Below are 13,799 nucleotides of genomic sequence, written 5' to 3' on the forward strand. Positions count from 1 at the left end.
CCATGGGCCGCCGTGGGGTTAAATTTTTTGCACGTTTTTTGCAAGAAATTCCTGAAATAGACGAAAGCAAACAACAGGCGCTCTTAACGCTTGCGCCACGGAAAACGGCCTGATATTGGCTGAGCGATACGCCGATTTAGTCAAAGCTCTGCGGCAGGCGGTTTGCGATCCAGCTACGACACAGAGAATGACAGCAATTTCGCCGTCTGTCGTCCCGTATAACACAGCATTGTCGTTGTTTGCACGCATTCGCCGTCTGTATCCACATGGTTTACAGATCTGTCTACGGGCAATATTTCCGCGCCGTACCATTCGGCATCACGAGCGCATATGCCGGATCGAACTATAATAAAGGTTAACATATGCTAAAAACTTGTTTTTCGCTTTGCCTTCTGGCGGCGTTCTGCCTGTCGCAGCCCGTGGTTGCGGGGCATAGCGGCCCCGGCCCGTACAACGGGCAGGGCGAATACAGGATGGGACGCTATCGCGGCAACGTCCAGGATATAGATGATTGGCTGGAACAGCTCCCCCCGAATCAGCAGAACAAAGCCAGAAGAATCATAGATGACGCCCGCCCAAGGGTCCGGGAACTGCGCGGCCGCATCCGGGAAAAGATGGCGGAACTGGAAAGCCTCAGCTACGACCAGGGAACCTCTCCGGATACCCTGCCCCGCCTGGGACGGGAACTGCAACAGTTGCGCGACGCCCTGCGAGCCTCCCTGGTGGATGTAGACGAACGCCTGCGCCGTGAAGTGGGCGTTTCGCTGGGGCCGCCCGTCAGCCGGGGCTGCCGGATGAGCCATGCCGGCATTCCCCCGGCGGATGAAGAAGATTAGAGGTTGCCGTCACGAGCGTCTGATTGCGAAAATGTGGTTTTTCACTGGCTCGCGGGGCTGCGCCGCCCCAAACCTCTACGGGTTCTGTGTGTCTGATTTGGAAAATTAGACACGAGCCCCCATCCGTTCACTAAGAGCATTTCAACTTTGAGAATGCGCATTCTCAAAGTTTTTAAGACGCTCGCCCTACTCTCAATGTCCGTACGGCGCGCTTCGCGTGCCTGCGGCCATGGCCCTGCGGGCCACCCTTCGGGTCGGTCTCCGGCGCTTAGCTCTGCTGTCGTCATCCGTAAGGCGGCTATGCCGCCTTACGGATGACGCTCGTGGCGGGCGTCTGCTTACGCAGCCACCAGAGCAATTTCAAAGTGAAATTGCTCTAAGAACTCCGGGCTCCGGCGCGGCCGACCGGCCCCCGCCTGATATCTTGTCGGCACGGGGTCGCTTTTTCCACTTCTCCCCCCGTGCCCCTCCGCTTCCGCCTGTGTGAAATACAGCCACCTGTGTAAATTTTATACAACCTGTACGCGCTCTGTATAAAAAGCATACGCCCCGCTTTTTATTCTTCCTGCATCAATAGAGGAGAAACTCTATTAAATTATAATAGGTTAGCCGTTTTGTCGGACTTTGGCACGCGCATTGCTATAAGAGGGCATGACGCACGGAACACCGGGCGCCGAGAGAAAAATAACCTAACTGCTTGAAAGGTAAGGAGATTATAATGAGAAGTTCCCGTTTCATTCTGCCCGCCCTGCTGGCCGCCGCTCTGACTGGTGGCGTTCTGGTCACGGACAGCATGGCCCGCTCCCACTACAGCCCTGATTCCGGCTACGGCTGCGAAGGCTGCCCCGGTGGGTACGGCCAAGGATGGAACAGAGGCGCGGCTCTGAGCCCCGAGCAGCAGGAAAAATATACAAAGATCGTGGACGAGTACGCCAAGCGTATGGATCCCCTCCAAGACCAAATTTTCGTAAAACGGCAGGAATTGCGTGCCCTGAGGAACGCTACCAACCCCGATGTCAAAGCTGTACGGGAAACAGCTACGGAACTAACGAAATTAAATAATCAGCTGGGCGCCCTGCACGATGAAATGGCCCAGCGCCTTGAAAAGGAAGTGGGTGAACCCGCAGGCGCAGACACCCGTCCTAATGGATACGGTCCCGGTTACCACATGAGGGGCCACGGTATGGGTTACGGTCACGGCATGGGCTATGGCCATGGTATGGACCAATACTAGCCGACAGCAACCTTTAACCTGCTGAATCACCAACTTGCTTATCCGCCGACGGGCGGTCGACATATACGAAAAAAAATAAAACAAATTTCCTTGCCGCTCCCAGCCCCCATCAGGAGCGGCAAGGAGAACCCCCCGAAAAACCTCCTCCTTTGAACAGAACCCTCTAACCATCGGAACATCCTCCCTCTCAGCGGCCGCCGGTTGCCCCCGGCGGCCGCCCTTCCTTTTTAAGCATGGCGTCCGCAAGCGGCGCCGCCCGCTACAAATCTACACGGCAAACCCTGTCCATTGCGGTCTCACCGCGCCCAGCCGACGGCCGCATCCACAATTCAGCCCTTTCGCGGCACGCGGCAGCACACGTCTGAAAGACCGGCCGCTCCAAGTAGAAATTCTCCCCGCCCGAAGGATCAACCATGGCTGCAAAGCCCGCCCGGGAAGCGTGGCCGCCGTGACGCAGCGAAAAACCACGTTTTTCGCAATCAGACACGGGATGCCCGCGCCCTGTTGCCGAATCTTCCGTCCCAACAGGACCTGAGGCCGCCGGAAACGGCAATTGCCCCGTCAACGACGACAGCCGGCGTTGCCGCCGGCTGTCATACTGTCGCAGGGAGAAAAAACGCGTCGTGCCGCGGAAATCAGGCTTCTTTCATACGGATGATGAGCTCATTGAGCCGCTGGGCTTGCGCGGCAAGGTCGGACACGGCCTTGGAGGCCTCGGCCATGGCCCCGGCGGTCTGGCGGGACATATCGTTGACCTGGACGATGGACTGGTTGATCTCCTCGCTGGCTGCGGACTGCTCCTCGCTGGCCGTGGCGATGGCGTTGACCTGGTCCCCCGTGGCTACCACGGTGGCGACGATCTCTTCCAGGGCCGCGCCGGAGCGGCTGGCCAGTTTGTTGGCCTCGCCGATGCGTTCCACGGCGTTGTCCACGCCGGTCATGCTCTTTGCCGTGCTTTCCTGAATAGCCGTGATGGCGTTGCCCACGTCGTTAGTGGAGGCCATGGTCTTTTCAGCCAGTTTGCGTACCTCGTCGGCCACCACGGCGAAACCGCGCCCGGCCTCGCCCGCGCGGGCGGCCTCAATGGCCGCGTTGAGCGCCAGAAGGTTGGTTTGGTCCGCGATGTCCGAAATCACGGCCATAATCCGGCTGATGTCCCGGGCGTGTTCATTGAGCTGGGCCATATCGCCCTTGAGGGCCAGGGACATCCGATGCACATCCTCAATGCTGCGCACGGCCTTTTCCACCACCTGCGCACCGGCCTCGGCCTTTTCCTTGGTCTCGGCGGAGGCGCTGGAGGCGGAACCGGCATTTTTGGCGACTTCCTGCACTGTGGCGTTCATCTCGTTCATGGCTGTGGCCGCTTCGGAGAGCCGCGTGGCGGACTCGGCCGCGCCCCTGTCGGACTGCTCAATCTGGGCCGACAACTGGGTGGAGGCGGAAGAAAGCACGGCCGCCACTTCCTCCAACTGGCCGGCGGCGCTCAGCATGCCTTCGCGGCGCGCGCCTTCGGCGGCTTTGCGGGCCTCCTCGGCCTCGCGCATGGCCTGACGGGCCTCTTCAGTAGCCGCATGGGCCTCCCGCGTCTTCTGCTCGCTGTCCGCAAAGAGTTGCTTGAGGTTTTCCACCATGGCCCCCACGCCCCTGGCCAGGCTGCCGATTTCGTCCGTCCGGGCCGCGCTCTTTTCCAGGCTGCGGCGTTGCGCGTCGTCAATCTCAAAATGTCCCTCGGCCACCCGGCCCACAAAGTGCGCGCCTTCCCGCAGGGCCCCGGCGATGTTCCGGGCCACCAGGAAAATGATCAGGCCCACCAGCAGGGCGATGCCGCCGGAAATCAGGCTGTTGCTGCGCAACAGGGCCTTGGCGGGCGCGAGCACTTCGGCCCGCTCCACGCTCACCAGCACGAACCAGTTCATGGCCGGGATGCTGCGGAAATAGGCGACCTTTTCCTTGCCGCCCCAGCCGTAGACCAGGCGGCCGCTGCCCTGGGCAATAATCTGCCTGACCCAATCCAGCTTGCCGTCCTCGTCGCCGATGTATTTCTTGTTGGGATGCATCAGCAGCAGGCCGCTGCCGTCATAGACGAAGCAGGCACCGGTTTTGCCGATTTTGATGCTGTCCGTGGTTTCCGCGCTGAGATTCTTGAGATCCAGCGTGGCGTAGATCACGCCCAGCACCCTGGTCCCGTCCATGACCGGCGCGGAAAGGATGGTGGTGACCTCGCCGGAGGTCTTGCTGCGCGTGTTCTGCACGCTGCTTTTGCCCTGCATGGACGCCGTGAAATACGGGCGCTCCCTGAGGTCCATGCCCTTTCCTTTTTGGATGTTGGTATGTCCCACGACCATGCCGTCCGGACCGATCAGCCCCACATCCTTGAGCAGGGGAAAATCATCGGCCAGATTTTTCAGCGCCTGCTGCATGCCGGGCCGCAGGGAGGCTCTCTCCTCATCAGACCCGGCCCTGAGAAAATTGTTGATGCGCGCAATGCCCGCGCCGTTGTTCAACACATTGCGCAGCAAACCGGTCATGCTTTCCAGCTGGCTGGTTTCACTCAGGACCATCATGTTGAGGTCTTCCCCGATCTGCTTCTCCAGGGATTTTTCCGCGCTGGTATAGCTGAACCAGGTGACCGCGCAGAGCCCCAGCAACGCGGGCAGCAGAACAAAGAGCAACATTTTGTCCAACAATCGCAATCTCATGCCATCTCTCCCTTCTCCAATCGAACGACGCGGACAGCGGCGTGAAAAAGGCGTCACAGCGCAGACGCCCACCCGAAAAAAACAGGTTTCCGGCACCGGAACACCCGGACTGGAGAAAACCCATGCGGATACGGGCGAAATGGAGAGCCTATGCCGGTTTTCCGTCTTCAGGGCAGGTTAATTTTGAAAATGCGCATTCTCAAAATTGACGTTGTCCTCATCCTGCGGCGGGAACGCGGTCCCGCCTTGAATTCGGGCGTGCGCGCCTGCTTCGGCAGCCGCCGGCGCAAAGTAATTCTGAAAAAATACTTTGCTCTGGAAAAATCCGACCGGAATGTGCCCGTTACTGAAAAAAAAACGACCGGACGTGCCGGAATACAGCATCCGCATGGACATAAGGCCGGTGCCGGGGAACATGGCGAACCATTTTCCTCTCTGCCTTTTCGGCATATTCCGGAAAAAGATTATAGCCAAGACGTAGATTGCCGCCCGCCGCCAAGTATACGCACGCCGGGACCTTTCAGGAGGAAAAATCAGAAGCGGGAAAATGCGGCCTGTCCCGCGACTATGGCCGGGGCCAGAGCCGCAGGACAGGGTCCGCGCCGTAGCGGACGTTGCGCGGCCCGAGGCCCAGCCCGGCCCAGGCCGGGCGCAGTTCGTTGCCGTGGCCCCAGAAATAGCCCTGGCAGGCGCGGGGCGCCTCCAGACGCGCCAGGAGCCGCCCCCCCAGCTCACGGGCGGCCAGGTCCCGCACGGTCATGAACAGGGCCCGGCTCATGACCCGCGCGCCCAGCGCCGGATGGCAGGGGCCGTCCAGCACCGCTCCGGCCAGGGAGGCTTCCGGAGCGAGGCCCATGCGGATCACCGGCGTCCCGGCAGCCCGCGCCAGCAGCCAGCCGCGGGCCAGGGCGTCCAGGGTGGACTCCATATCCCAGGGTTCATAGGCTCCGGCGCGCCAGAGCCCGGCCAGGCCCGTGCCCTCCAGCACCAGACAGGGATAAAAACGCAGCATGTCCGCGCCCGCGCTCAAGGCCAGGGGCACATCCGCCAGAAAAATCTCCGGGCTCGTCCCCGGCATGCCCGGCAGCAGCTGCACGCCCAAGGCCAGGCCCGCCTCCTTGACCCGGGCGCAGGCGCGCAGGGCCGCCGCGCCGTCATAACCGCGCCGAGCGGCGCGCAGGGCCGCGTCCGCGAAACTCTGCACGCCCAGTTCCACAGCCGCGCAACCGGATTGGCGCAAACGGGCCAGCAGGGCCGCATCCAGACAATCGGGCCGGGTGGAACAGCGGAAGGCGGTTATCCGCCCACGCGCCAGCGCGGCGGCGGCAAACTTCAGACAAGCGTCCCGCTCCGTTTCGGGCAGGGCCGTGAAAGTGCCTCCATAAAAGGCCAGTTCCGCCGGAGGCAGACCGCGCGCGGCACGCAGATCCAGGGCCGCGCGGGCCGTGTCCAGGATTCGGTCCGGCGTGGCCTCGCTCTTATCGGTCCGGCCGGTCTGGACGTCCTGCGCGCAGAAAACACAGCGCGTGGGACAGCCACGGAAAGGCAGAAATACCGGCACAATGGGCCGGGCACGCGGGAGCGGCGGCCAGGGCGCGTTCAGCGGGAACAAAGCTGAGGAAAGGCAATCGGACGGCATAGGGCCTCGCGGAACAGGGCACGGGACAAGGAACAGAACAGGGCAGCAACAGGGATGGACCTTTGCCGGGACAATGAATACAGCCGGGCAAAAAAGAAAAATCTTGCTCAGACCAGGACTTGCGTGTACTTATAAAAGAAAGTGTCACTTGTGTGAAGCGGATGCGCGCCATTCAACATGGACGCGGGGATCGCCTGCGCGACGGCTTGGGGCCGCCAGCCGCAGAAGCGTGGCATGAACGCGCCGGAGAAATTCACGATGAAAAAAACACTGACCAAAGCGGATATTGTGGAGGCCATCTACGAAGAGACCGACAAAAACCGCGTGGATGTGAAAAACGTGGTGGAGCAGCTCCTGGAGATCATGAAGACCGCCATCAAGAAGGACCGGGCTCTGCTGATCAGCGGCTTCGGCAAATTCGAGTGTTACGACAAGGCCTCCCGCAAAGGCCGCAACCCGCAGACGGATGAAACCATCACCCTGCCGCCGCGCAAAGTCATGGTCTTCCGCTTGTCGCGCAAATTCCGTTCGGAACTCAATCCTTAGAGCAATTCACGTTTAAAATGAGTGAATAGCTCTGGTGGCCGCGTGAGCGGGCCCCACGCCCAGGTGCAAGGAAGCGACCGGAGACGGCATAGAGTTTGAAATGTGTAACATTTCAAACGCAACATGCTGTAAGAGCGGAGCATTGTTAAGCCCTGACCCGCTCAGCGGCAACCCCGCTCCCGGCCTGTAGCGGGGCCGTAATCCACTTTGCGCGTGGACGTCGGCCTTGTTGACGTCCACGGCACGTTGCGGCCATGCCGTCCGTTTTCCGCTCCGCTGCCCGCGACGCCAGTTGAGGCGGGTAGCGGGCGTTACCGCGTCAGATTGTCGTGCGAGAACGGACAATCCGTTGTGACCGTGGGAGTGGCGGAATCGGGGCGTTGTGCCGGGAGTCGCGCATGCTGTTCAATTCCTATCCCTTTCTGTTCTGCTTTCTGCCTCTTCTGCTGCTGGCCTGGCGGCTGGCCGGGGGCTTCGGCTCCGCGCGGCTGGCCCTGGTGCTGCTGTTCTTTTCGGCGGTCTTCTACGGTTTCTGGGGCACGGGCTTTCTTCTGCTGCTGGCCGTCATGGTGGGCATGAACTACGCTTTCGGCCTGGCCCTGGCCGCGCCGGAAAACCTGAAAAAAAGACCTCTGAGCCTGTCCCGCAAGGGCCTGCTGGCCCTGGCCCTGACGCTCAATCTGCTGCCCCTGCTCTGGTTCAAATACTCCTGGTTTCTGGCCCAGAACCTGGCTTTGCTCTTCCACACGGAATGGAATTTCCAGCCGCCCGGTCTGCCTCTGGGTATTTCCTTCTATACCTTCATTCAGATCGCCTGGCTGGTCAGTGTGTACCGCCGCCAGATCGCGCCGCGGGGCCTGGCGCGGCACGCGCTGTTCTCCTCCTGCTTCCCCTACGTGATTTCCGGCCCCATTGTGCGCTACGAGCAGGTAGGCCCGCAGTTCGACGCCCTGGCCGATCCCGGGGCCGAGGGTCTGGCGCGCGGCTTCAGCCTGTTCAGCATCGGCCTGGCCAAAAAGATCCTCCTGGCCGACAGCATCGCCCTGTACGCCGACGCGGTGTTCAACGCGGCGGAAAAGGCCTTTCCCCTCAGTGGCGCCGAAGCCTGGCTGGGCTCGTTCTGCTATACCTTCCAGCTCTATTTCGACTTTTCCGGCTACACGGACATGGCCCTGGGCCTGGGTCTGATGCTGGGCCTGCGCCTGCCCGAGAACTTTAATTCACCCTACAAATCCACGGGCATCGTGGATTTCTGGCGACGCTGGCACATCACGCTCAGCGCCTGGCTGCGCGACTTTCTGTATATTCCCCTGGGCGGCAACCGGGCCGGACGGCTCAAACAGTACCGAAATCTCTTCCTGACCATGCTCATCGGCGGGGCCTGGCACGGCGCGGGTTGGACCTTCATGATCTGGGGGGCTCTGCACGGCCTGATGCTCAGCGTGAATCATTTTTTCCGCGCACAAATCAAGGGCTCGCGCCTGGAAGCCATACTGGCCTCCGCGCCGTTGCGCCTGCTGTCCATTGCCTTTACCTTTCTGTGCATTAATTTCTGTTGGGTGGTCTTCCGAGCCTTGAGCCTGGACGGCGCATTGCGCGTCTACACCGCCATGTTCACCGGCCCGTTCAGCCTCCAACCCGGACCGACGGGCGGCCTGCTGCCCAACCACTACTTCCAGGGCTGGCAGCCCTTCGCCCTGCTCATCCTCTGCGCCGTGCTGGTCTGGGCCTTTCCCAACAGCCGGGAAATTCTCCAGGGCCGCCGCGACGGCTCCCGGCCCCGGCTGGCCTGGCGGCCTTCCCGGCTCTGGGCCTCGGGTCTGGCCCTGCTGGCTTTTGCGGCGTTGATTCTGGTCTCGCGGCAGTCCACTTTTTTATATTTTCAGTTTTAGCGCCGGGAGCCCCACATGCGACTTTTCCGAACATCTTCCACCAGCCCGGAAGAGCGGCCCGAGCCCAAGACCCCGAGAGCTTTGCCTGCCCGCAATCTGAGCGACGCGGCCTATCTCCGGCGCTATTTCAAGACCCTGCTGGCCCTGGCCCTGCTGGGGCTTGTTCTGGTGCTGCCCTATACCTGGTGGTGGCTGTATGAAAGCGGGGACGTGGCCGTGGAGCGCGCCGTGGAAGCCCAGGCCGAAGGCGAATTCGCACTGTTCGGCTCCGGGGTTTCCCAGGATTTCGTGGACTACAAGCTGCGGCTCTACGCGGCGGTCAAGCCGGAGATCACAGTCGTGGGCTCCTCGCGGGTCATGCAGTTCCGCGCGGCCTATTTCCGCAAGCCTTTTCTGAACATGGGCGGGGTGGCGGGCAATCTGGCGGTGCTGCGCTCCACCCTGGACGCCATGCTGCGCATCCACAAGCCCCAGGCCGTGATCCTGGGCCTGGATTTCTGGTGGTTCATGCCCCAGTGGGAAGCCCGGCCCTTTGAGGAAGTGCCGCCCACCAGCGGCTCCTATAATTACGGTTTCGAGAGCCTCAAAAAGCCCTGGAGCTGGCTGCTGGACGGCAAGCTCTCCCCGGCGGAGTCGGCCGCGCCCCTCCTGGGCCCCTTCGGGCACGGCTTCCGGGCCGGGCGCTACGGCATCATGGCCCAGCAGACCGACGACGGCTTCGGCCCGGACGGCTCCTGGTACTATACGGCGGACATCACCGGCCAAAAGCGCCCCTTTGATTACCAGTTCAGCGACACGCTCAGCCAGGTCCGCCACGGCATCAAGGCCTTTTACCGGGCCAAGCCGGGCCAGACCGGTCCCAGTGAGGAACATCTGGACGCCTTTGCCGAAATATACTGCCGCCTCAAGGCGCGCGGCATTCAGACCTTCGTGTTCATCGCGCCGCTTTCCGAACGCGTGCTGACGGCCATGCGCGAGCACGAGCGGGACTATCCCCACCTCTTCGCCCTGCGCGACGCCCTGCTGGCGCGGGGCATCGACGTGCTGGACTGCACGGACCCGCGCGCCTTCGCTTCCAACGACTGCGAATTCATCGACGGCTTTCACGGCGGGGAAGTCACCTACGCCCGGATTTTGCGGGCCATGGCCGACCGCTGGCCCGCCCTGCTCTCCTATGTGAACATGGAACGGCTCAATGCCGCCATCCGGGACTGGCAGGGACATGCGCTGGTGCCTGACGAACGCCTCACGAGCCTGCCGGAAACGGATTTCATGCGCTTCGGCTGTTCCAAACGTCAACCCTGAGAGCGGTTCACGCATTTCATGCGTGGACTGCCCTGCAAATCTTTGCCGCGATGCGCGCAGGCGGGCTTTGCCCGCGTGAACAACATTTCAAGTATCAAATACGTTAGGAGGAATTATGAGGATGTTCCGTCATTTCTTTCTCAGCGCGGCGGGCCTGGCCTGCGGCATTGTCTGCGGTCTGGGAGTGCATCCGGCATATGCGGCTCCCATGAAGGACGCCTTCGCGGAAGCGACCGGCAAAGCGGCCACGGCCGCCACCCGCGCGGCCAACAAGGCCGCTGTCCGGGATCTGAATTTCAACGACCGGCAGGACTATGATGACGCCCAGCGCGGCTTTATCGCTCCCCTGCCGGACAACGGCCGCATTCTGGACAAAAACGGCCGTGAAACCTGGAATTTCCGGAAATACGCGTTTCTGGCCCCGGCCATGAGCCGGGACATGCCGCCCTCCCGGATCATGCCTACGCCCGCGCCGGACACGGTGCATCCCTCGCTCTGGCGGCAGTCGCAGCTGGTGTTGCGCGACGGCCTGTACAAAGTCACGGAACGCATTTACCAGGTGCGCAATGCGGATCTTTCCAACATGACCATCATTGAAGGCGATACGGGCCTGATCGTGGTGGACCCCCTGATTTCCGCCGAAAACGCTGCCGCCGCCCTGGATCTCTACTACACGCACCGCCCGCGCAAGCCCGTGAAGACGGTCATTTATTCCCACAGCCATGTGGATCATTACGGCGGCGTGCCGGGCGTGACCACGGAAGAGGACGTCAAGAGCGGCGCGGTGCGGGTCATCGCGCCGGAGGGCTTTCTGCGTGCCGCCATGTCGGAAAACGTGCTGGCCGGAACAGCCATGGGCCGCCGGGCCCAGTACATGTACGGCGAATTGCTGCCGCCGTCGCCCACCGGCCATGTGGGCGCGGGCCTGGGCCTGAAAAATTCCGGCGGGTCCACCGGCCTCATTCCGCCCACGCGTACCATTGCCCAAAGCGGCGAGCGCCTTGAACTGGACGGCCTGACCTTTGTTTTTCTGCTGGCTCCCAATACCGAGGCCCCGGCGGAAATGCACTGGTACATCCCCGAACTGAAGGCCCTGACCGCCGCTGAAAACTGCACCCACACCATGCACAATCTCTATACCCTGCGAGGGGCCAAGACGCGCGATCCCTTGAGCTGGTGCCGCGCCCTGGACGAAACCCTGGCTCTCTGGGGCAACGAGGCCGAAGTGCTGTACGGCATGCACCACTGGCCGGTCTGGGGCAATGAGCGGGTACGCCGGACCCTGGCCCTGACCAGCGATCTCTACCGCTACATTAACGATCAGACCCTGCATGCAGCCAACCAGGGGCAGACCATGCTGGAAATCGCCGAAAAACTGCGCCTGCCTCCGGAACTGGCGCAAAGCTTCGGCCTGCGCGGCTATTACGGCAGCCTGAATCACAACGTCAAAGCCGTGTACAATTTCTATCTGGGCTGGTTCGACGGCAATCCCGCGCATCTGCACGCCCTGCCGCCGCGCGTGGCGGCCCGCAAGTACGTGGAGTACATGGGCGGGGCCGAGGCCGTGCTCCGGCGCGCCCGCAAGGATTTCGCCCAGGGCGAATACCGCTGGGTGGCCCAGGTGCTGGACCACGTGATCTTTGCCGATCCCGGCAATACCACGGCGCGGGAACTGGCGGCGGACGCCCTGGAGCAGTTGGGCTATCAGGCGGAAAGCGGCCCCTGGCGCAATTTCTATCTCAGCGGGGCGCGGGACCTGCGCGGCCTGCCCCCGGCCAGGGACGAAAATGCCGCGCAAACGAGCAACAGCCAGTCACAGGCCATGACCCCGGAGCTTTACTTCGGCTATCTGGGCGTGCGCCTCAATGCCCAGAGGGCTCAGGGCCGCAGGCTCGCGCTGCGCGTAAAACTCAGCGATCCGGAACAGGTCTGGGAGCTGCGCCTGGGCAACAGCGTGCTGCGCGCCCGCCTGAACGCAGGCGACCCCGATGCGGCCCCCGCGCCGGAAGCGACCCTGACCGCCGCCATGCCCACGGTCATGGCCCTGTTTGAAGGACGCCTGAGCGTAGCCGAAGCCGCCAAACAGGGCATGATCACGGGCGACAGCCAAACCGTGGCGGAACTGCTGGGCCTGCTGGACCGCTTTACGCCCGACTTTCCCCTGGTGCTGCCCGGAAAGGAATAAGTACGCATGAGCTTCATGTTTTCCTCAGGACGCTTTCGGCGCAGCCCGGTTCCGGCCGTCTTCCCGGCTGTCTTTCTGGCCGCATCCCTGATCTGGGCCGTGCCCGGCAACGCTTCGGCGGACCAGGCCCAGGCGCCGGGCACATCTCCGGCGGCGGCCGCAATACAGGCCGCGCCGCCGGTCCCCACTCCGGCCGCACCCGCCGCGAAGAAGGCGCAGCCGTCCCGCAAAAACGCACGTCCCGCGCGTAAAAAGAATCCGCCGTCCCAAGCCGCTCCGGCGGCAGCGTCGCAGCAACCAACCGCGCCCACGACGGACGCGTCCGGGCCGAAGGAGGAATCTCCGGTCCAGGCCAGGGCCCCTGAATTGCCCGAAGGCCCGGCGGGGGACGCCGCCCGCGCTTACGCCCAAGGGAATTTCCTCAAGGCCAGGGACATCTGGCAAAAGCTGGCCGAGGAGGGCGACGCCCAGGCCATGAACAATCTGGGCGTGCTCTATGACCAGGGCCACGGCGTGGAGCCCGACACGGGCCGGGCTTTGCACTGGTTCGCCCAGTCGGCCAAGGCCGGGCATCCTTCGGGCATGAGCAATTACGGCCGCATGCTGGAGCAGGGGCGCGGCATTGCCGCCAACCCGCGGGAAGCCGCCCGCTGGTTTGACCTGGCCGCCCGCCAGGGCCAGCCCGAAGCCCAGTACAATCTGGGGCTGCTGTACGAACGGGGCCGGGGCGTGCCCCAGGACGACAAGGCGGCGGCCGCCTGGTACAGCCGGGCCGCGGCCCAGCAGCAAAGCGAGTCCCTGGCCCGCCTGGGGCATTTCTACCGCGCGGGCCGGGGCGTGGCAAAAAATCCCGGCCGGGCCGTGCTGCTGCTCTACGCGGCGGCCATGAGCGGCGAAGCCGGGGCCATCCGCGAACTGGAAGAAATGGCGAAAGAGGGCCCGTCCCGCCCGGCCGCCGTGCTCTTCGGCCAGAAGCTGGACGCCACGGACCGCGCCGCCATGCGCGCCGCCCTGAAAAAATCCGGCACGCCCGCCAGCCGCGAGAGCGACGACTTTATCTGCGATCTGTACGACGTGCGCCGGGTGGTGCCCGGCGCGGAGCAGATGGCCGCCTGTTACGGACCGGGCTCGCCCGCGCCCCTGGGCTTTCTGAAAATCGACTATGCCGCGCCGGACAAGGCCACGGCCGCGCAGATCCTGCACATGGTGGAAGAACGCTTCGGGCCGCCCTCAGCCGGTGAAGGGGACGACGCCCGGCTCTGGAACCTGGGCTCCGTGGTGGTGGCAACCCAGTACGCGCCCACCCACCGCCAGATGAGCCTGATGTATATGGTGCCGGGCGTCTACCATCTGACCCGCCGGCCATAGCGGAATGACCTTGGCGCGGCCCTCTCCTCCGCTGGACGGGGACGATTCTTTTGTCTATGCTGCAAAAACGTAGCTCTTTTGCATTTCAGCGGGAT

At 63.0% G+C, this 13,799-nt stretch carries 10 protein-coding genes; 7 read left to right on the forward strand and 3 right to left on the reverse strand.

Annotated elements, in window-relative coordinates; genetic code table 11:
• Positions 1-362: 362 nt before the first annotated feature.
• Both AXF13_RS12440 and AXF13_RS12445 read left to right on the forward strand, forming a co-directional pair.
• Positions 363-836 carry a periplasmic heavy metal sensor gene (locus AXF13_RS12440; RefSeq protein WP_062253690.1) on the forward strand — a complete coding sequence of 158 codons (474 nt, stop codon included), beginning with the start codon at positions 363-365 and terminating at the stop codon, positions 834-836.
• A gap of 718 nt (positions 837-1,554) precedes the next feature.
• A complete protein-coding gene (locus AXF13_RS12445; protein WP_062253692.1) occupies positions 1,555-2,070 on the forward strand; it encodes a Spy/CpxP family protein refolding chaperone in 516 nt (171 codons plus the stop codon).
• A gap of 635 nt (positions 2,071-2,705) precedes the next feature.
• Here AXF13_RS12445 and AXF13_RS12450 read toward each other — a convergent pair.
• The 3 genes from AXF13_RS12450 to AXF13_RS12460 all read right to left on the reverse strand — a co-directional run bounded on the left by AXF13_RS12450 (position 2,706) and on the right by AXF13_RS12460 (position 6,408).
• Positions 2,706-4,769, reverse strand: coding sequence for a methyl-accepting chemotaxis protein (locus AXF13_RS12450; protein WP_062253693.1), 2,064 nt, complete (start codon positions 4,767-4,769; stop codon positions 2,706-2,708).
• Between the two features lie 177 nt (positions 4,770-4,946).
• On the reverse strand, positions 4,947-5,186 hold the full coding sequence (locus tag AXF13_RS12455) for a hypothetical protein (protein WP_062253695.1): 240 nt from the start codon (positions 5,184-5,186) through the stop codon (positions 4,947-4,949).
• Positions 5,187-5,334: 148 nt separating this feature from the next.
• Entirely contained in the window at positions 5,335-6,408 is a 1,074-nt protein-coding gene (locus AXF13_RS12460; protein WP_062253698.1) for a radical SAM protein, read from the reverse strand.
• A gap of 258 nt (positions 6,409-6,666) precedes the next feature.
• Between AXF13_RS12460 and AXF13_RS12465 the strand changes: the two genes are divergently transcribed.
• From AXF13_RS12465 to AXF13_RS12485, 5 genes are all read left to right on the forward strand, one after another.
• Positions 6,667-6,954, forward strand: a complete 288-nt coding sequence (locus AXF13_RS12465; protein WP_009302678.1) for an integration host factor subunit alpha — start codon at positions 6,667-6,669, stop codon at positions 6,952-6,954.
• Positions 6,955-7,352: 398 nt separating this feature from the next.
• Complete coding sequence (locus tag AXF13_RS12470; RefSeq protein WP_062253700.1) at positions 7,353-8,846, forward strand: MBOAT family O-acyltransferase; 1,494 nt, start codon at positions 7,353-7,355, stop codon at positions 8,844-8,846.
• A 15-nt stretch (positions 8,847-8,861) separates the two neighbouring features.
• Complete coding sequence (locus AXF13_RS12475; protein ID WP_062253703.1) at positions 8,862-10,151, forward strand: hypothetical protein; 1,290 nt, start codon at positions 8,862-8,864, stop codon at positions 10,149-10,151.
• A gap of 115 nt (positions 10,152-10,266) precedes the next feature.
• Positions 10,267-12,336: an alkyl/aryl-sulfatase gene (locus AXF13_RS12480; protein ID WP_062253705.1), complete on the forward strand. Its 2,070-nt coding sequence runs from the start codon at positions 10,267-10,269 to the stop codon at positions 12,334-12,336.
• Between the two features lie 6 nt (positions 12,337-12,342).
• Positions 12,343-13,704 (forward strand): tetratricopeptide repeat protein, encoded by a 1,362-nt coding sequence (locus tag AXF13_RS12485; protein WP_062253706.1) that lies wholly within the window; start codon positions 12,343-12,345, stop codon positions 13,702-13,704.
• The last annotated feature ends 95 nt before the right edge of the window (positions 13,705-13,799 follow it).

Source organism: Desulfovibrio fairfieldensis, assembly GCF_001553605.1.
GTDB lineage: Bacteria > Desulfobacterota > Desulfovibrionia > Desulfovibrionales > Desulfovibrionaceae > Desulfovibrio > Desulfovibrio fairfieldensis.